At 33.4% G+C, this 18,618-nt stretch carries 21 protein-coding genes and 1 other annotated feature; all 21 genes read right to left on the reverse strand.

The features are described from left to right. Positions 1–312, reverse strand: coding sequence for a 50S ribosomal protein L21 (gene rplU, locus BM077_RS05290; RefSeq protein WP_089748773.1), 312 nt, complete (start codon positions 310–312; stop codon positions 1–3). A gap of 13 nt (positions 313–325) precedes the next feature. After that, positions 326–402, reverse strand: a sequence feature (ribosomal protein L21 leader region). Between the two features lie 90 nt (positions 403–492). Further along, complete coding sequence (locus tag BM077_RS05295; RefSeq protein WP_089748774.1) at positions 493–2,169, reverse strand: Rne/Rng family ribonuclease; 1,677 nt, start codon at positions 2,167–2,169, stop codon at positions 493–495. Positions 2,170–2,201: 32 nt separating this feature from the next. Next, complete coding sequence (locus BM077_RS05300) at positions 2,202–2,909, reverse strand: TIGR03936 family radical SAM-associated protein (RefSeq protein WP_089748775.1); 708 nt, start codon at positions 2,907–2,909, stop codon at positions 2,202–2,204. Then, on the reverse strand, positions 2,899–4,749 hold the full coding sequence (locus BM077_RS05305; RefSeq protein WP_089748776.1) for a TIGR03960 family B12-binding radical SAM protein: 1,851 nt from the start codon (positions 4,747–4,749) through the stop codon (positions 2,899–2,901). The genes BM077_RS05300 and BM077_RS05305 overlap by 11 nt, the downstream gene beginning before the upstream one ends. Positions 4,750–4,903: 154 nt before the next feature. Then, the gene (locus tag BM077_RS05310; protein ID WP_089748777.1) at positions 4,904–5,773 is read right to left on the reverse strand and encodes a M50 family metallopeptidase; all 870 of its coding nucleotides are present in this window, start codon (positions 5,771–5,773) and stop codon (positions 4,904–4,906) included. 66 nt (positions 5,774–5,839) lie between these two features. Beyond that, entirely contained in the window at positions 5,840–6,967 is a 1,128-nt protein-coding gene (rodA, locus tag BM077_RS05315; RefSeq protein ID WP_089748778.1) for a rod shape-determining protein RodA, read from the reverse strand. A 113-nt stretch (positions 6,968–7,080) separates the two neighbouring features. Then, positions 7,081–7,353 (reverse strand): cell division topological specificity factor MinE, encoded by a 273-nt coding sequence (gene minE / locus BM077_RS05320; RefSeq protein ID WP_089748779.1) that lies wholly within the window; start codon positions 7,351–7,353, stop codon positions 7,081–7,083. A gap of 21 nt (positions 7,354–7,374) precedes the next feature. Continuing rightward, positions 7,375–8,166, reverse strand: coding sequence for a septum site-determining protein MinD (gene minD / locus BM077_RS05325; RefSeq protein WP_089748780.1), 792 nt, complete (start codon positions 8,164–8,166; stop codon positions 7,375–7,377). 27 nt (positions 8,167–8,193) lie between these two features. Further along, on the reverse strand, positions 8,194–8,826 hold the full coding sequence (gene minC, locus BM077_RS05330; RefSeq protein ID WP_089748781.1) for a septum site-determining protein MinC: 633 nt from the start codon (positions 8,824–8,826) through the stop codon (positions 8,194–8,196). A gap of 112 nt (positions 8,827–8,938) precedes the next feature. Beyond that, positions 8,939–10,813, reverse strand: a complete 1,875-nt coding sequence (gene mrdA / locus BM077_RS05335; RefSeq protein WP_090095160.1) for a penicillin-binding protein 2 — start codon at positions 10,811–10,813, stop codon at positions 8,939–8,941. 320 nt (positions 10,814–11,133) lie between these two features. Continuing rightward, positions 11,134–11,622 (reverse strand): rod shape-determining protein MreD, encoded by a 489-nt coding sequence (gene mreD, locus BM077_RS05340; RefSeq protein ID WP_089748783.1) that lies wholly within the window; start codon positions 11,620–11,622, stop codon positions 11,134–11,136. Between the two features lie 17 nt (positions 11,623–11,639). Further along, positions 11,640–12,470, reverse strand: a complete 831-nt coding sequence (gene mreC, locus BM077_RS05345; RefSeq protein WP_089748784.1) for a rod shape-determining protein MreC — start codon at positions 12,468–12,470, stop codon at positions 11,640–11,642. A gap of 34 nt (positions 12,471–12,504) precedes the next feature. After that, complete coding sequence (locus BM077_RS05350; RefSeq protein WP_089748785.1) at positions 12,505–13,545, reverse strand: rod shape-determining protein; 1,041 nt, start codon at positions 13,543–13,545, stop codon at positions 12,505–12,507. Between the two features lie 25 nt (positions 13,546–13,570). After that, on the reverse strand, positions 13,571–14,251 hold the full coding sequence (gene radC, locus BM077_RS05355) for a RadC family protein (RefSeq protein ID WP_255361574.1): 681 nt from the start codon (positions 14,249–14,251) through the stop codon (positions 13,571–13,573). 34 nt (positions 14,252–14,285) lie between these two features. Further along, a complete protein-coding gene (locus BM077_RS05360) occupies positions 14,286–14,861 on the reverse strand; it encodes a Maf family protein (protein WP_089748787.1) in 576 nt (191 codons plus the stop codon). Between the two features lie 75 nt (positions 14,862–14,936). Then, positions 14,937–15,443, reverse strand: coding sequence for a Gx transporter family protein (locus BM077_RS05365; protein WP_089748788.1), 507 nt, complete (start codon positions 15,441–15,443; stop codon positions 14,937–14,939). Between the two features lie 115 nt (positions 15,444–15,558). Further along, positions 15,559–16,053 carry a molybdopterin-guanine dinucleotide biosynthesis protein B gene (mobB, locus tag BM077_RS05370; RefSeq protein ID WP_089748789.1) on the reverse strand — a complete coding sequence of 165 codons (495 nt, stop codon included), beginning with the start codon at positions 16,051–16,053 and terminating at the stop codon, positions 15,559–15,561. 126 nt (positions 16,054–16,179) lie between these two features. After that, a complete protein-coding gene (locus BM077_RS05375) occupies positions 16,180–17,310 on the reverse strand; it encodes a 4Fe-4S dicluster domain-containing protein (protein WP_089748790.1) in 1,131 nt (376 codons plus the stop codon). 4 nt (positions 17,311–17,314) lie between these two features. Then, the gene (locus tag BM077_RS05380) at positions 17,315–17,824 is read right to left on the reverse strand and encodes a 4Fe-4S dicluster domain-containing protein (protein ID WP_089748791.1); all 510 of its coding nucleotides are present in this window, start codon (positions 17,822–17,824) and stop codon (positions 17,315–17,317) included. Positions 17,825–17,912: 88 nt separating this feature from the next. Then, a complete protein-coding gene (locus tag BM077_RS05385; RefSeq protein WP_089748792.1) occupies positions 17,913–18,077 on the reverse strand; it encodes a twin-arginine translocase TatA/TatE family subunit in 165 nt (54 codons plus the stop codon). A 239-nt stretch (positions 18,078–18,316) separates the two neighbouring features. Then, complete coding sequence (locus BM077_RS05390) at positions 18,317–18,601, reverse strand: hypothetical protein (protein WP_089748793.1); 285 nt, start codon at positions 18,599–18,601, stop codon at positions 18,317–18,319. Positions 18,602–18,618: the final 17 nt, after the last annotated feature.

An 18,618-nucleotide genomic window follows, 5' to 3' on the forward strand; every position in this document is an offset into this window, starting at 1 on the left:
TTAAGCCTCTATCTTATCAATAACTACTTTAGTATAAGGCTGTCGATGACCTATCTTTTTACGGTAATTATTTTTAGGCTTATATTTAAAAACGATAATCTTATCGCCTTTACCATGCTCTAATACTTTACCGACTACTTTAGCACCTTCTACTGTAGGCTGTCCAACTTGTAGTCCACCATCAACAGAAAGCATTTTAACATCACTAAATTCTACTTCTTCACCTTCGGCGGCATTCAACTTTTCAACTTCAACGATCTGTCCTTCTTCTACTTTATACTGTTTACCACCTGTTTGAATAATTGCATACATTATCTTGACACCTCCTATACCTAAGACTCGCCAGTAACTAGGCAAACATAACGTTATTTTAAGGCCCGTACTGTGCGGTTTTGGTAAAAAAACTATACCATTTAAAAATACCACTTACAGGTCAACATTCTAGCATATTTCAAAGCTAATGTCAAGTAATATCTAGGCTTTGCCCAATATTCAATTAACAACTTCCGCTTTAGCATAAGTACGATAAACATCAGTAATCTCTACTTTAATAGTCTCACCTACTAAATGACCACCTTCAATAATATCTATAATAAAACCTTCAATCCGAGAAATTCCATCTTGTTTATTCGTTACATGTGTCTCTTCAACATCTACTTTAATTGTTTCACCTACTTCTACCGGTGAAGCTAATTCAGCTATCTCTTTTCTTGTACCGATATCTACTATCTGAATATCCTCCATATGTAATTCCTCTGAACCTTTAACATAAATATGTCTATCTAATTCTTTTTCTAATTCTTTAAGGTTATTTCCTCCTAAGCCAATTAAACGGGAAGCAACCCTTGGATGTACTTCTAATAGTACAGCATCGTCATCATGTTCATTAAAGAGGTGTCTCAACTTCCGAATTGCCTTCAATGCTACTGTATCCTCAGATAAGACCCTTCCTCGGCCTTCACAGTAAGGACAGGAGGTCTGTAAGAACTCTTCTACTTCTTCTTTTTCTTTTTTACGTGTCATCTCTACTAGACCTAATTCAGTTAAACCTAAGATCGTCGTCTTCGTCTTATCTTTTGCTAATTCTTCATCTAATACAGATACGACTTCTTCTTTATCGGCTGCATTATCCATATCTATAAAGTCAATAATGATAATTCCACCGACATCTCTTAATTTAATCTGACGGGCAATCTCTTTAGCTGCATCTATATTAGTCTTGAGTACTGTATCTGCTAAATTAGTACTTCCAACATACTTTCCTGTATTCACATCAATGGCCGTTAAAGCTTCCGTTCGATCAAAGACAATATAACCACCACAGTCTAACCAAACTTTTCTTTGTAAAATTTCATCTATGGATGATTCAAGGCCATAATACTCAAATATCGGTTCATCCTTATCATATAATTTCACTTTTGACTGCAAGTGTGGTGAAATAAAGCTTAATAATTCTTGAATCTCTTCATACTCTTCTTCATCATCAATTAACATTCGACTAATCCTATTAGTAAACTTATCTCTAACTAATTTGTTAACCAGACTCAAATCAGAATGAATTAAAGCCGGAGCACTACTATTATAATAATGATGAATAATCTTCTTCCACAACTTAATTAAAAAATCTAAATCATGTTTTAATTCCTCTTTAGACTTATAAGCGGCTGCAGTACGAACAATAACGCCTTTATCATTAGGCTTGACCTCTTGTGCTATTGACTTTAATCTCTTTCTTTCAGCTTTATCAGTAATCCGTCTTGAAACTCCTACATGATCTACCGATGACATTAAAACTAAATATCTACCAGGCAAGTTCAAATCACAAGTAGCTCTAGCCCCTTTCGTCCCTAAAGGTTCCTTGGTAATCTGTACCATAATCTTCTGTCCAGGTTGAACTACATCCTGAATCGATAATTTCTTCTTCCTCTTCTCTGAACTCACCAGTGCTAACGCATCACTAACATGCAAGAAAACATTCTTTTCTAAGCCAACATCCACAAAAGCAGCCTGCATCCCGGGTAAAACATCAGCTACTCTACCTTTATAGATATTGCCTACTATTATTTCATCATTATCCCTCTCAAAATATATCTCGGATAACTCTTTATCTTCTAAAATTGCTACTCTTGTTTCGCGCGAATCAACATCAACTAAAATCTCCTTAACCATAACTTCTCATCTCCCTGTTAAAATTCCAACATTTATTCTAAGGCTACTTCAAAAGGAGTAAGTAACTCTTCTTTGCGTTTAACATACATCCCCAAACGATGAACATTAGTTAGATTAAACTCTTCACTGATCGGATATCTTTCTTTTAAAGCCTTAACTAACTCTTCCGGTCTTAAGTTACCACTACTTCCGGTTTGAATTAATGTTCTAATAAGAATACTTTCGTCTTTAACATCTGATAATCCTAATTTAAAAACCATCGGTCGCAAATTAAATTTTCGATCAGATTTATTTCTACGCTTACGTACAACTATAATCTCCTCTTCTTCCATAAAATCTTGTAGCATCTTTTCTATTTCTTCTTGTTTCACTTCTTCTTTAAGTTGTAGTTTTATTTTATATTCGGCTGCATTAATCTGTGCCATTAACGATTTAGTCTGTTGAGGAATCTCTTCTACTTCTAAGACCTTAATTCCTATAGGTAATTCTAGATTTAATTCCTGTTTAAATTTAGCCACTCTATACTTTTCCTTTAATTCGAAATCGATATATTCACTAGAACTAGTAATCCCTACTGCTAGTGCTGAACCAAATGAAATTAACGGTCGCGGATTATATCCTTGTGAAAATCCAATTGGAATTTTCGCTCTTCTTAATGCTCTAGTTAATGTATTCATTAAATCTAAATGTGAAATGAACTTAACCGGATCTCTTTTAGCTAATTTTGCTCTAATTTTCACTATACTTTTCACCGCCTATTAAGCATTCATCAATAGCTAAATTCTGTAAGATACCACAGGTAGTACATTTGTCTGATCTGCAATCTGAAGTCAACTCAGCATCTAATGCCTTCTGATATTCTTCTTTTAAATAATCCTTTGTAACCCCGATATTGATATGATCCCAAGGCAGTCTAGCTCCTAAATCAAAATTACGATAAGTATAATCGTCTAAAGATAGACCAGATTCATTAAATGCTTTTTGCCACAACTCAATATCAAAGTGTTCAGACCAGCTATCAAACTTACAGCCTAACTCCCAAGCCTTAAATAACACTTCATTTAACCGGCGGTCTCCTCGGGCAAAAGCTGCTTCTAATAAACTCAAGTTTGGTTCATTCCAGCTTAACGATAAACCTTTACCACGAAGATTTTTCTGCAAGTAATTAATCTTATCTTTTATTTCAGTTAATCTATTAAAACTAACCCATTGAAAAGGAGTATGTGGCTTAGGAACAAAGGTAGAGACACTGACATTCACCTTTATCTTCCCAATCTTTGCTACTTTTTTAGCAAGTGATACTATCCCGGCTAAATCCTCTTCAGTTTCTGTAGGTAGTCCCAGCATAAAGTACAATTTAACCCTTTGCCACCCAGAATCATAAGCAGCTTGTATAGTCTTTAATAGGTCTTCTTCAGTAACCCCTTTATTAATCACATCTCTCAACCGTTGAGTTCCTGCCTCCGGCGCAAAAGTCAAACCTGTTTTACGCACTTTCTGTACTTTTTCTGCTAATTCAATAGAAAATGAATCAGTCCTTAAAGAAGGCAAACTGATACTAACCCCTAATTTAGAATAATCATCTACCAAATTACTAATCAATTCTTTCACTTGTGAATAATCACTAGTACTTAATGAAGTTAAGCTCAATTCTTCATATCCGGTATTATTAATTAAATCAGAGCTTAATTCTTCTAACCGTTCTTGACTCTTTTCTCTCACTGGTCGATAGATCATTCCTGCTTGACAGAATCTACAACCTCTAGAACAGCCTCTAGCTACCTCTAAGTTAATGCGGTCGTGGACTATATCCATAAAAGGAACTAAGAATTCAGTTGGGTAGTATACTTCATCAAAATCTGTAATTACCTGTTTAAGAATCTCCTCTGGCACTTCATCATTTTCGACCTTTAAGCCTAATACTTCTGTTTTCCCATAATCTATCTTATAAAATTCTGGAATATAAATACCGGGAATTTGAGCTAACTCTCTTAATAATTGATCTCTTGTAGCTTCTCTATTCTTCCCCTCTTTGTATCTATCTATCAGTTCCTCAATTAGCTCTTCAGCCTCTCCAACTACTATTAGATCAATGAAGTCTGCTAACGGTTCAGGATTAACTGCACAAGGACCACCTGCTATTACTAGCGGGTCCTCTTTAGTTCTATCCTTACTCTTTAAAGGAATCTGAGCTAGGTCTAACATATTTAATATATTAGTATAGCTTAATTCATATTGTAAAGTGAAACCAACAATATCAAATCTATTTATAGCTTCTTTACTCTCTAAACTGAACAAAGGGATCTTCATCTCACGAATTTTATCTTCTAAATCAAACCACGGAGCATAAACTCTCTCTGCTACTATATCATCTCTTCTATTAAGCAGATGATATAAGATCTTAATCCCTAAATGCGACATTCCTACTTCATATCTATCAGGAAAAGCTAAGGCAACACTAACCTTATCTTGACTAAATTCTTTATGAACAGCATTTAATTCATTCCCTAAATATCTAGTAGGCTTACTAACCTTAGGCAATATCTTTTCTAGTCTCTTCTCTATTTCTTGCCGTTCCATAGTAATTGCTTCCTCCCTAAATGTAAAAAGACTAATTTTTAAGCTTAGTATCTATTAATTAAAGATATTTTATTATTTATTTTTTCACTACTATCTGTTTACATTCTAGATTAATTTTGAAAAACCTTTATTTACCACTACATTTACTACTACTTTAAATCAACTCTTTCATTGATGTATTAATCCCCAAGTCTAACATCCCATTAATTACATCTTCTTCAGTCAAAGTCGCTACTATATCTAAGTCATAGTCTAAAATAACTACCGTATGAAAACATCTAGGTTTAAATTTCTCTATAATCTGTTTAATTAATGTATTTTCCATAACTATCAATTCCTGATTCCATAGGACTCCTTCTTCCCGCAGTCTATCTTCTTTCTGGGTTAAGTATCTTAACATTATGTAAATACTACTGCTGTCTTCTCGACAAGCAGAAATATAGATAAAAAAAGCAATTATCAATAATAAAATATTAAAATATCCTAGCCATAAACCAATAATAGCTAAAATACCAACAATTAAAGCCAAATATTTACTCAACTTAATTGCTAGCTTAGTTGCAGACCGAAAACCTAATCTTTTCGTTTTAAACGCTCTAAATATTCTTCCCCCATCCAGTGGTAAAGCGGGCAGTAAATTAAATAAACCAATAATTAGGTTACACTTAATAAAAAAGATTCCCCAATTAACTGAAAATAGAGAGTATCGCAAACAAATCACCATGCTAATAGCTAAAAACAGATTACATAAAGGGCCAGCTAATGCAGTCTTAATCTCTACCTTAGGATTTAGCTCTAAAAGGTCACCATACTTAGCAACGCCCCCAAAAGGTAATAATTCAACTTCATCGATAGGAACAGAATTATTTTTAGCTACAACCACATGAGCAAGTTCATGTATAAAAGCAACCCCAAAAGTAATTAATGCTTTATCTAAAAGACGTAAGTATCCAAAAATCAAAATCACCAGTAAAAATAACAAGTTTAACTTAAACTTAATCCCTTTGACCTTAATTATATACATTTGCATTCCACCTTAATATACTCATTCATTATAAATATATTAAGGTGGGATTTAGGTTATGATACTCTAAAAGAGTAATTTCTGCTTACGTACATTCACATTAATAATTAAACTAATAGCTAAGATATTAGTTAATAATGAACTACCACCATAACTAACAAAAGGTAATGGGATACCTGTAATCGGCATAATTCCAATTACCATCCCGATATTTTCAAAGATGTGAAAAAGAAACATAGAAATAACACCCACTACTATTAACTGACCAAAATCATCTCTAGCATCTAAAGCAATCTTTATTGCCCTCCATAATAGAACAAAATAGCAGATTAAAATCACACTTGCACCTAAAAATCCAAGCTCTTCTCCTAAAACAGAAAAGATAAAATCAGTATGCTTCTCTGGTAAAAAACCTAACTGTGTTTGAGTACCATCAAAGAGTCCTTTTCCTAATAACCCACCAGAACCAACTGCAATCTTTGATTGAATTATATTATAACCATACCCTAATGGATCTAATTTAGGATTCCAGAAGATAATCAATCGCATTAATTGATACTCTTTTAATGGAATCGGAACTCCGAACTGAAAGTGGGCTATTAACATCCCAGCAACTGAAAGGAAAGCCACTCCTACTATACTAAAATAATACTTGGCATTGGCCCCAGCAATATAAAAAACACCAGCAAAGATTGATAACATCACTAAAGCTGTTCCTAAGTCATTCTGTAATAGCACAAGTAACATAAATGGAAGAAAATATAGACAAGCAAAGATAAAATGCTTTAATTCTGTTAACTTCTTTCTACGCTTAGCTAAAAAATCAGATAAACTAATAATTAATCCTAACTTAACCAATTCAGAAGGCTGAAAGTTAACAGGACCCAATTGCAACCAACTTTTTGAACCAGAAATTTCTGTTCCAAATATAAGAACACTAATTAGTAGAATAATGCTTCCTACATAAATTACATCAGAATAATCTCTTAGAATACTATAATCAAATCCTAAACTTATAATCAAAAATATAATACCTAAGATAGTAGCAATTAACTGTTTAATGACAAACCTATTATTTAAAAAACTATAATCCTGGGTAGCACTATTAATGATAAGTATACCGCTTGCAATTAAGATAAGCACTGTAATTGGAACTAAATAGTCTAAATTCTGCAACAACCTCCTTGGCCGCATTAATTCTACCTCCCCTAGATGACCATCTCCATTATCAATTATATATTAATTTAATAGAGTAGTCTACCCATTAGGCAAAAAATCAGACCAGGTTCCCCTGGTCTGATTATAAATTATTTTCTAGCTCTACGTTTTAATTCCTTAACAGGAATATTAGCTACTAAAGCTAATGCATCATCATCCTGTTCTTGGAAATCTATATCTAATTCATGTCTTTCAACTTCAACATATTTAGAAACTACTGTAAGTAACTCCTCTTTCATATTATCTAATAGTTCAGGAGAAATACTGATCCTATCGTGAATTAAAACTAACTTTAAACGTTCTTTAGCTAAATCTTTACTATTGGCCTCATCACTAAAAAAACTTTTAATCTTGTCTAACACTAAATATTCCCCCCTCTCAAGTTATGCTAGTCCAATCATTCGCTTAAACTTATTGACCAATCCTTCATCTAAAGACATTAACGGAACCTCTTCTCCTATAATTCTTCTCACAATATTATCAAAAGCTTGACCTGATTTTGCATTATTATTTAAGACGATCGGTTCCCCTGTGTTAGTAGATACTACAATCTTCTCATCATCAGGTACTACCCCTAATAATTTGATTGCTAAAATTTCAATCATATCATCAATATCCATCATATTGCCTTTCTTAACCATATCCATTCTAATTCGATTAATAATTACTTCTGGCTCTTTAATACCTTCCGCTTCTAACATCCCTATTATTCTGTCAGCATCTCTTACAGCAGAAACTTCAGGAGTAGTTACAATAATAGCTCTATCAGCACCAGCAATTGCATTCTTAAAGCCTTGTTCAATTCCTGCTGGAGAATCAACAATTACATAGTCGAACTCTTCTTTTAATTCAGAACATAATTCAGCCATCTCATCTGGATTAACTGCTGTTTTATCTCTAGTTTGCGCTGCTGGTAATAAACAGAGACTATTATATCTCTTATCTTTAATTAAGGCCTGCTCTAATCTACAGTTACCTTCCACTACATCAACAATATCATAAACTATCCTATTCTCTAACCCCATAACTACATCTAAATTTCTCAAACCAATATCAGCATCTATTAAAGCAACCTTATTGCCTAATTTAGCTAATCCAGTTCCTAAATTTGCTGTGGTAGTAGTCTTGCCTACCCCACCTTTACCTGAAGTAATTACTAATACTTTACCGGCCATATAAACTCCTCCCCTTTTTTAAGCTTATTAATTTCTTAAATCCTCAATTAAGATAGTATCATCTTTTACTGAAGCAATTTCTGGGTTATTAGGATGTTTCACCTCACCATCAGGTGCTCTACAAATCTTGTTACCAATTCTTAATTGCGTAGGCTGTAAACGAAAAGCAACAATTGTTGCTTCATTGCTTCCATCTACTCCAGCATGAGCAACCCCACGGAAAACACCCATTACTACAATATCTCCTTTTGCTACTACCTCTGCTCCAGGATTTACATCACCTATAATTACTATATTCCCATCATACTCAACTGACTGCCCAGAACGCAAAGTACGATGCAAAAATAAAGTAGATGTTTCAGGTTCATGCTCAATATTTTGAGCTTTATCTTGAAGATTACTTTGCATATCATCTCGAATAATTTCTATGACTGACAAACCAGGTAAAGAAGCAAAAGTATCAATTAATACTTCCTTTTCTTCAAAACTTAATTCTCTTCTCCCAACTTCAATTTTAATCTTAGCATTTATAAAAAAATTTTTAGCCTTAGTCACTTTCTCCTTTAAGTCTTCCACTAAATAATCGAACCTTAAATCCTCATCTAAGGTAATTATTAAATGTCCTGCTTCCCACTTAAAGAGAATCCTATCTTTCTGCATAATCTACTTTCCCCCTGGTCTTAAATCACCATATTAAATCTCTTATATTTAATATTTCGTGAAAAAGTTTACATTCCCTTTTTTTATGCAGGAATTATTTGCTTTTTAGATATTATTCTTCTTTTTCCTCCGATTTCATCTTTGAGTCTAAATAACTACGTAAAATCTTTTTAGCAATTGGAAGCGTATTACTACTTGAATCACCATATTCTAAAAAAACAGCTATCGCTATCTGCGGATTTGAAGCAGGAGCGTAACCTGCAAACCAGGCATGATTATTTTTGCCAGGACCAGTCTGAGCAGTTCCTGTCTTTCCTGCTACCTTAAAATTAAAATCTTCAAATGCTGACCTAGCCGTTCCATAGGTTGTAACACCTACCATCCCTCGCTGTAAAATTCTCAAAGTTCTATCTTCCACTGGCAATTTATTAAGAACTTCAGACTTGAAATCCTTGACAATATTACCTTTATAATCGATTACTTTATCTACTATCTGTGGTGAATATAAAGTTCCTCCATTCGCAACAGTTGCTACCAAACTGGCTAATTGCACTGGAGTTGTTCTTAAATTCCCCTGACCAATAGAAAGATTTATAGTATACCCTGGTAACCAAATTTGATTAATTCGTTTATCAAAAGTCTTCTTTCTCCAAGCAGCATCAGGTACTAGACCACTTTCTTCATTAGGAAGATCGATACCGGTTTTACTACCTAAACCATATTCCCTAGCATATTTTTGTAATAAACCTTTATCTAACTTATATAATCGATGACCTAATTTATAAAAGACCGTATTATTAGAAAAGGCAATTGATTCAATAAAATTAAGAGACCCTTGTCCTCCAGTCCACCAGTTCTCAAACTTTATATTTCCTACTTTATAATAACCGGGATCATAGAAATGACTTCCTCCAGTTATTCCTAATTCTTCAATTGCTGCTGTCCCTGTAACTAACTTAAAGATTGACCCAGAAGGTGGAGTACTTCTAATCGCACGATTAAATAAAGGTCGTAGAGGGTTAGTATTTAGAGCACGCCACTTACTAATCGAAATCCCACCGGAAAAATATGATAGGTCATATTCAGGAGCACTTGCTAAAGCTAGTACTTCTCCTGTCTTCGGATTCAGCGCAACTACTGCTCCTCCAGTTGGAGGTTGTACACCTTCATTCACACTACTACTATCATTCTTCTCTCCTTGTGCCATCTCTTTTCGCAGTCTTTTCAATCCATTCTTTAAATACTTTTCAATAGCCTTTTGTAATTCAAAATCTATATTTAATACCAAATCATTACCAGAAATCGGCTGATCAATACCTAAAGTCCGTATCTTCTGCCCTAAACTATTAACTTCAATCTGCTTTCTACCATCTATTCCTTGTAAGTACTTTTCATATTCTTTTTCTAAACCTGTCTTCCCAACAATATCATTAGCCTCATAACCTAAACTACTAAGTCTTTTTAGCTGTGAAGCTGATATTTCTCCTACATAGCCTAACATGTGACTACCAAAACTATTATAGACATAATCCCGCACTGGGACTTTATCAATAATTACACCTGGCAATTCATTCTTTCTCTCTTCAATTATTACTAGTTCCTTTTGACTGATATCTCTCTTTAAAATAATAGCCTTATTTTTTAACTTATCATTAACCTTTTCTTTCATTTTTTCAAAATCAATATTTAAAATCTTACTTACTTTCTGTAAAGTTGAGTTTAATTCATCATTAGCTTTTTCAGGAATAATTGAAACAGTATAAGCTAAACGATTCGAAATTAAAATCTTACCATTCTGTGCCCTTATCTTCCCTCGTGGAGCTTGAATCTCTCTAATATCAATCCGATTACCGTTTGCCAACTCTTGATATTTTTCACCTAAGACTACCTGTAAATAAAATAACCTTCCAACCAGAATTATAAATAAAAGAATAATTATCATTCCAAAATATTTTACTCGTTGGTTAAATCTATCTTCAACATCCAACCTTATTGCCTCCTATTCACCAAAATAATGAGTAAATAATATGGTACACCCACAAAAAGGTCACCTTTCGCGGCAGAATACATTTTTCGAAACATCTAAGGTTCGTATCCGCCAAAAATAAGGCTTCCTAATCTATAGGACGTCCTGTCCTGAGATTAGCTCACCACGTCCTGTGGTTCGGCCATATTTTCAGCTCCTACTCACCAAGATGTTGACCGAAAAATGTATGATTTGCTCAATATGACCTTTTTGTGTTCTAATCATTTATAGTCTTAAATGATTCATTTATGCTTCATCTAGCTTTTTATGTTTCAATCATATCATTCTTCAAAATATTTATTATTAATAAAGTAAATAGTTGGATATATAGCTAAGGCTAATATAAGATGATAGACAGTTAATGGAAATATAATCTCTTTAAAATGGTTCCATAACTCAACCTTTAACATAATGTGATCTGTCAATAAAACAACTAAGAGTTGATTTAGAACTGTAGCTAATATCATAGTAAAAAGAGGAGTAATAATATTTCTATGATATATCTTCTTTTCTAAAAACCCAAATATATAACCTAGAAGCATTTTAGTTACTGTATTAATCCCAAATAAACCACTAGAGAATACATCCTGTAAAATACCAGCTATAAACCCTATATATGCTCCTTGTCGATAACCATTAAGTAAAGATAAGCTAATTACTGTAATTAAAAGTAAGTCTGGAGTTATCCCCCAGACAGGATTAAACGCAAATATAGTGATTTGTAAAATCAATGAAATTAATATTAGCAGAATATATACTGGATACCGCATCCATCTGCCTCCTGTAATTAAAAATCAGTAATAACTAACACTTCTTCAAAAGTACCTAAGTCAACAAAAGGTTTTAACCTTGCTGAATGGGTTAAACCATAATCTTCAGGTTCTACCTTAACGACTTTACCTATCAAGACTCCTTTAGGGTAAAGCTTAGAAAGTCCTGAAGTTATTACTTTATCTCCAACTTCAACATTAGCATCCCAAGGAAGTTTATTCATCTTTAATAAATCTGTTTCTGCTAAACTCCCATTAACTATTCCTATTTCTCGTGATTCTTTTTTAGCAATTAAGCCACCAATAGTAAAGTTAGAATCATTAAGCAATAGTACCTGAGCACTATAAGTAGAAACCTGCTCCACCCTACCTACTAAATAACCATTATAAGTAACTACTAACATCTTGGGTTCTAGCCCAGACTTGCTACCACGATTAATAGTTACTATCTGGGACCAGTTATCAGCACTCTTGCCAATAACCTTAGCACCAATAAAAGTAAATGGTTTTCGAATTTTGAATTCTAACAGTTCTCGTAATCTATCATTTAACTTTGCTGTTTCGTTCAATTGGTGTATCTTCCAGTTCAACTTTTTAACTTTCTTTTGTAACCTGTTATTCTCTTCTTTTACTTCTTTGTAGTTAAGTAAAACATTAAGAGTATCATTAAAAGTATCATTGACCCAATTTATCACACCTAAAAATGGGGCGACCGCATCAATGACTAAACCTTCTCCCCAATCTTTTTCAGGAGCCACAGCTCCAACCAAATTAACCAAAGTTAAGATCAAAATCAGCATTACTAAGATTAAAATGAAACGATGATGTTTTTTGAATAAACCAGCCAAGCATACCACCCACTTTAAGATACTTTCTTATATTCTAGGATAAACGTTTAGGACTAATTAAAACATCTCGTAAAGTATTTAATTCATCTAACACCTTGCCAGTTCCATGCACAACACAATTAAGTGGGTCTTCAGCTAGATAGACCGGCATTCCGGTTTCTTCACATAGTAACTGATCTAACCCGGTTAATAGTGAACCTCCTCCAGCCATGATAATACCTCTATCCATAATATCAGCAGATAACTCCGGAGGTGTTCGCTCTAAAGTATCTTTTACTGCTCTTATTATATCGTCTACCGGTTCTATTAATGCTTCTTTAATCTCTCCCGCACTGACCTTAATTGTCTTTGGTAAACCATTAACTAAATCTCTACCTCTAATATCTACTTCTTTATTCTCTTCAGTTCCATAAACCGAACCAATCTCCATCTTAACAGATTCAGCAGTTCTTTCACCGATCATTAAATTATATTGACCTTTAATATAATTAACAATCGCCTCATCCATTTCATCACCGCCGATTCGAATCGATTGCTTAGTAACTATACCGCCTAAAGAAACAACGGCTACTTCAGTAGTTCCTCCACCTATATCAACTACCATATTACCTGTTGGTTCATGAACAGGAAGTCCAGCTCCAATTGCAGCAGCCATAGGTTCTTCAATCAAATATGCTTCTCTTGCTCCAGCATGTAAAGCAGCATCAATTACTGCTCTCTTTTCTACTTCAGTTACCCCGGAAGGAACACAAACGATAATTCTAGGTCTTACTAATCGCTTTCTTTTATGTGCTTTAGTAATAAAATGTCTTAACATCTTTTCTGTAATCTCAAAATTAGCAATAACTCCGTCTTTCATAGGCCTAATTGCCACAATATTGCCTGGAGTTCTACCAATCATCTTCTTTGCTTCATCGCCTACTTTTAAAACTTCTTGACTATCTTGCCTAATTGCTACTACTGAAGGTTCTGTAATTAAAACACCTTTCCCTTTAATATAAACCAATGTATTAGCCGTACCTAAGTCAATCCCCATATCTCTAGAAAATGGCGCAGTTAAAAAGTTCATTACCATCTTTATTTGCTCCTTTCTCCCAACTTTATTTAAAATGACCTCTCTCTTTAAGACTAATATAATCTTTATTACCGATAATTAAATGGTCTAAAACTTCAATGCCAACTAATCTGCCAACTTCATATAATCTTTTAGTCACCTTAATATCTTCAGTACTAGGTTCAGGATTCCCACTAGGATGATTATGCGCTAAGATAATTGCTGCACTGCTACGTTTAATCGCAGGCTTGAATACTTCCCGTGGGTGAACAATAGAATTATTTAAACTACCTACTGAGATCTCTTCTATAGAGATTACTTGATTCTTGGTATCCAACAATAGAATAACAAAGTGCTCCTTACCTAAAAAGGATAATTTAGCTAATAGCAAGTTAGCAACATCACGAGGCGAAGTAATCACCTGCTTCTCGCTTTCAAAACTAGCCATCCTAATACGACGACCTAACTCGATAGTAGCAGTGATTTGAGCTGCCTTAGCTACTCCAACCCCTTTAACTTCTTTAAGTTCTTCAATACTCAACTCTTTTATGAACTTCAATCCACCAGCATGCGTCAACAATTTATTAGCTAACTCTACAGCTGTATCGGTCTTAGTTCCTGTTCTAATAATTAAAGCTAATAATTCTGCTGTAGACATAGCCTCAGGACCAAACTTAACTAATTTTTCTCTTGGCCTCTCTTCTTTCGGTAAATCCTTAATCGTCAAATTATATTCCACCAAACATGTCACCAACCTTCTTTCAGACTAACCGATAACCTAATTCTTGACAGATTACAAATAACTTTGTTAAAGGTAAGCCGACAACATTAGAGAATGAACCAGTAATCTTATCTACAAAGATTGCTCCTCTTTCTTGAATAGCATATGCTCCTGCTTTATCCATTGGTTCACCTGTTGCAATATAGTCCGAAATCTCCTGGTTGGTAAATTGACGCATAGTTACTTCTGTCACTTCATAAATCACTTTCTGGTTAAGAGTATTAGTATCAATAACTGCTAATCCTGTTATTACTTGATGTTCTTTTCCACTTAACTTAGATAACATCGTAAAAGCCTCATCCTTAGAATTAGGCTTGCCTAAAACTTCGTCTTCATAAACTACAATAGTATCAGCACCAATAACTAAACTATTCCCTACTCTTTTAGCTACATTCTTCGCCTTAGATAAAGCTAAATGCCGTGCTAGTTTAGTAGGACTTTTAATCCTAATCTGACCCTCATCTATATTACTTGGAATTGTAACAAAATCCACACCAATCTGTTCTAATAATTCTTGTCTTCGTGGTGAAGCAGAGGCTAGTACTATTTTTTTCATTATCACTCCTCCATCTGCTATAAAAAAGACACTATTAAACTGACTTCTTCATTACTACGTAAATTCCTGTTTAAATCAAAGATTTAATCTTAAATGTTCTTCTAAATAGATAACTGCTAAACCAATAAATATTCCCGTAGGTAAAGCAAATAATAATAGATAAGGTAAATAATAAATTATACCCCAGTTATCTATAATTAAATATGCTACTAATATTTGACCAACATTATGGGCCACGGCACCTAACAAACTAACTCCTATTAAACTAAATTTATCATTTAAATACTTATACGCCAAAGCCATTAAAGTAAAGCTTAATAAACCACCAGCTAAGCTCAAATAAAAACTAGTAGTCATGAACGTACCAATTAAAAAGGAAGAGATGATAGTTCTCAATAATAATACCTGAAAACCAGCGCTGTAGCCAAATAATACCAATGATAATAAGATCATAATATTAGATAGACCTAGCTTAGCTCCAGGTACTATGATTGAAGTAGGGATTAATGCCTCAATCATATGCACTACTACAGCTAAAGAAGCAAATAGAGATATATATAACAAACGTTTATATTCAATCACAATCTCCCCTTCTTCCTTCCTATTTATTATAACAAAACAAATTGAATAATAATCAAGTTTTAAATTATAATTGGAATTTATCCAACATAAGTAATCTTACTCTTTTAACCTAAAATTATTTATCTATTACTTCTTGCACAATTAGGTCTACTACCTTATTGATTTCTTCATCAGCAAATAACTTGTTAGAATTATCCTTATTCTCAACAATAGTCAGTACCTTATCATCATCTAAGTCAAATAAAGGTTTAGCAAATTTAGTTGGTCGAAATATCTCTATCTTTGGTTTATCACCTGTCTTATATCCTTCAGTTATAACCAAATCAATATCTTCACTGATATAATTAGCAAGTATGTCATCTAAACCAACCTCTGTATCCAATTCTCTAATCATAGCTAATCTATTCTTAGCCGATAAGATAACTGTTTCAGCGCCAGCTTTACGATGTTTCCAACTATCCTTTCCTGGCTTATCTATTTCAAAGTTATGAGCATCGTGTTTAATCGTTGCTACCTTATAGCCCCTCTTTATTACTTTAGGAATTAATTGCTCTAAAAAAGTAGTCTTCCCCGAACCAGAATTCCCTACAATAGATACAACCGGTAACACCTAAAATCACCACCTATTAGTTCTAATAACACAAATTAGAATTTTAATACTTTAAACTCCATAAACATTCTTCTTCATAATTAGAGAAAATTCCTTTAAGTTATAGCTATTATTTAAAACAAATTCCTAGATTATCACTTCTGCTACGTATTGACAATTAAAACAGACTTTTTGCTCATTTTTAGCTGTATAAAACTCATCATCACATTGTTGACATCTAGCCTTATATCCAGAAAATAACTCATAATGCCTATCTAAATCATTCGCTGCAAGTTGAACCTTATTATTATTCTTAAAATCAGTCAATCTTACAGCATTATAGAAACAACTAATCTCACATAACTGACACGAAGTACAAAATAATGGGTTAAATTTAAAAGTTAAACGCTCCTCTTCTTCTTCTACCTTAAGCGCATCGGTTGGACAAAGATGACTACAACCTTGACAGAAATCACAGTCAGAACTAAATTCAAGCCAAGGCAAGTTAGTTGATCTTATATCTAAGCTTTTTATTAATTGTAATAATCTATCCTGTTTTGAAGGAAGAGCTCCCTTGTCCTTGAGCTGCTTAGCACTTGCTTGTCTAACTCCTTTTCTTAAGACTTTAAAAAGATCACGCCGATTAAAACTTTCTTCTGAAGTTTGGCTATTATTAGCCTCTATCTTATTAAATTTTAATGAACTTCTTTTTTCTTCTATCGGCTCATCATTAGTATAATAAATTCGGTTCTGAATGGAATTTGCTTGTAGTAAGTCTTGGCAAGTAGACAATACTTCTTTAAATAATTCTTCTCCAATTTGCATTTTACAATCTGTACAATCTGTATCTACAATCCAAATATCTGTTGCTCCTGCTAATAGACCTTCTAAGAGCAACTTCTCATCTAGTCTTCCTAAACATACTATTTCTAATCCATCCTTAAACTTCCTTTTATGTTGAGAACAATAGATTTTAAGCCTAGATTCTTTATTTGCTAAATTCCTAATTTCACTAGTTAATTTAGCATTAGACCCTTCTAAGATATTAAAGACTCCTGTCGGACAGACTTGATAACAGAATCCGCAACTGTTACAATTATCTTTTTTGACTATTAATTTTCTGCCTTCAACGTTAATTATACTATTAGGACAGACTTCAGCGCATCTATTACAAACCTTTTGCTTAAAACGATAATTCAGACATAATTCCTCTTTAACCTCTAATCGTGTTAAATTAAAATTACTAAATAATTCGAATATCTTTCCTAATCCTAACATAACCTTATCTCTCCTCAATCTTCTTCAAAATATAATTAGGCTTGATAACTCCTGAATTAGGTAATGAATTGTTCGCTATTAAATTTTTTTCTTTGTTAGATAATTCAACTTCTTGCTTTAATTCTATAGCCTGCATTAAACAACTCTCTACACATTTCGGTAACATCTTATTATTTAATCTATCTAAGCAAAGATCACATTTGTAAGTCTTCATCTTAGTTTCTGAAAAATAAGGTGCTTGGTATAAACATCGTTTGGCACAACGCTTACAGCCAATACATTCTTCTGAATTAACGGTTACTATCCCATCTTGTGGTCGCTTATTAATTGCATTAACTGGACATACCTCTTGACAAAGCGGTTCTTGACAGTGGTTACATGAAATAGAAATAGGATGAGGAAGTACTCTTCTTAATTGTCCATCTATTTCTTCGTTTTTTTGTACACAAGCAATTACACAACTGTTACATTCTGTACATAACTCTTGATTAAAGATAAAATAATACTGGGTCATCTGTTGTCCCTTCCTTAATCTTTATTATTTAAAAATCCTACGCCTAAAATTTAGACGTAGGAATTTTATAATTACTTTTTATTATAGCTTACTCTTCATCTTTATCCTTTTCAGTATCAATCGCTGTTGCATCTTTAAATTCTCTAATTCCATCACCAACTGCTTTTCCTATCTCTGGCAACTTACTAGGACCAAAAATAACTAAAGCAATAACTAAAATCAAGATTAATTCTGTAGGGCCTAATCCAAACATTTTATTTCCCCCTTTGAATTTTAATTATTATTCTTTATTTGCTTCTTTCTAAAGTTAAGTAAGGTCATTAAACAACAAATTAGTCAAGTCAATAATATATGTTATCTTTATTCTAACATAGGTAACCCTAAATATCAATTAGTAAATATTAAAGATAATGTTAAGTTACTGCAGAGTTACAAAAAGCTCTACACCTAAATACTAAGTGTAGAGCTTTTATTAGCCTACTTAGTTTAAAACTATTCTGTAACGTGACAACTTACACAGTTAGGACGTTCTGGATGAGAAGTTACGGTTGCTCCCATAACTCCCTTTTCGTGACAAGCTAAACAGTCTTGTCTATCTTCTATACTATGAGGTACAGTGGGTGGATACCCTTCGTTAGGGATAGCTTCTGCTTCTACTTTAAAATCTTTCTTCAACGCTTTCTTTACTCTTGGGTCATCTGGGTTACAACCAGTTAATACTAATAAACCTAATACAAGAACCAATAGTCCTATGATTAACTTCTTATTATTTATCATCTTATTCACCTCCGGAG

It is taken from the genome of Candidatus Frackibacter sp. WG13 (assembly GCF_900114655.1).
GTDB lineage: Bacteria > Bacillota > Halanaerobiia > Halobacteroidales > Acetohalobiaceae > Frackibacter.

Bases quoted from the DNA above. Each gene is read 5' to 3' on its own strand.
- rplU (WP_089748773.1), bottom strand. From the start codon at position 312: ATGTATGCAATTATTCAAACAGGTGGTAAACAGTATAAAGTAGAAGAA.
- BM077_RS05295 (WP_089748774.1), bottom strand. From the start codon at position 2,169: ATGGTTAAGGAGATTTTAGTTGATGTTGATTCGCGCGAAACAAGAGTA.
- BM077_RS05305 (WP_089748776.1), bottom strand. From the start codon at position 4,749: ATGGAACGGCAAGAAATAGAGAAGAGACTAGAAAAGATATTGCCTAAG.
- BM077_RS05310 (WP_089748777.1), bottom strand. From the start codon at position 5,773: ATGTATATAATTAAGGTCAAAGGGATTAAGTTTAAGTTAAACTTGTTA.
- rodA (WP_089748778.1), bottom strand. From the start codon at position 6,967: ATGCGGCCAAGGAGGTTGTTGCAGAATTTAGACTATTTAGTTCCAATT.
- minD (WP_089748780.1), bottom strand. From the start codon at position 8,166: ATGGCCGGTAAAGTATTAGTAATTACTTCAGGTAAAGGTGGGGTAGGC.
- minC (WP_089748781.1), bottom strand. From the start codon at position 8,826: ATGCAGAAAGATAGGATTCTCTTTAAGTGGGAAGCAGGACATTTAATA.
- mreD (WP_089748783.1), bottom strand. From the start codon at position 11,622: ATGCGGTATCCAGTATATATTCTGCTAATATTAATTTCATTGATTTTA.
- BM077_RS05350 (WP_089748785.1), bottom strand. From the start codon at position 13,545: ATGGTAATGAACTTTTTAACTGCGCCATTTTCTAGAGATATGGGGATT.
- BM077_RS05360 (WP_089748787.1), bottom strand. From the start codon at position 14,861: ATGAAAAAAATAGTACTAGCCTCTGCTTCACCACGAAGACAAGAATTA.
- BM077_RS05375 (WP_089748790.1), bottom strand. From the start codon at position 17,310: ATGTTAGGATTAGGAAAGATATTCGAATTATTTAGTAATTTTAATTTA.
- BM077_RS05380 (WP_089748791.1), bottom strand. From the start codon at position 17,824: ATGACCCAGTATTATTTTATCTTTAATCAAGAGTTATGTACAGAATGT.
- BM077_RS05385 (WP_089748792.1), bottom strand. From the start codon at position 18,077: ATGTTTGGATTAGGCCCTACAGAATTAATCTTGATTTTAGTTATTGCT.
- BM077_RS05390 (WP_089748793.1), bottom strand. From the start codon at position 18,601: ATGATAAATAATAAGAAGTTAATCATAGGACTATTGGTTCTTGTATTA.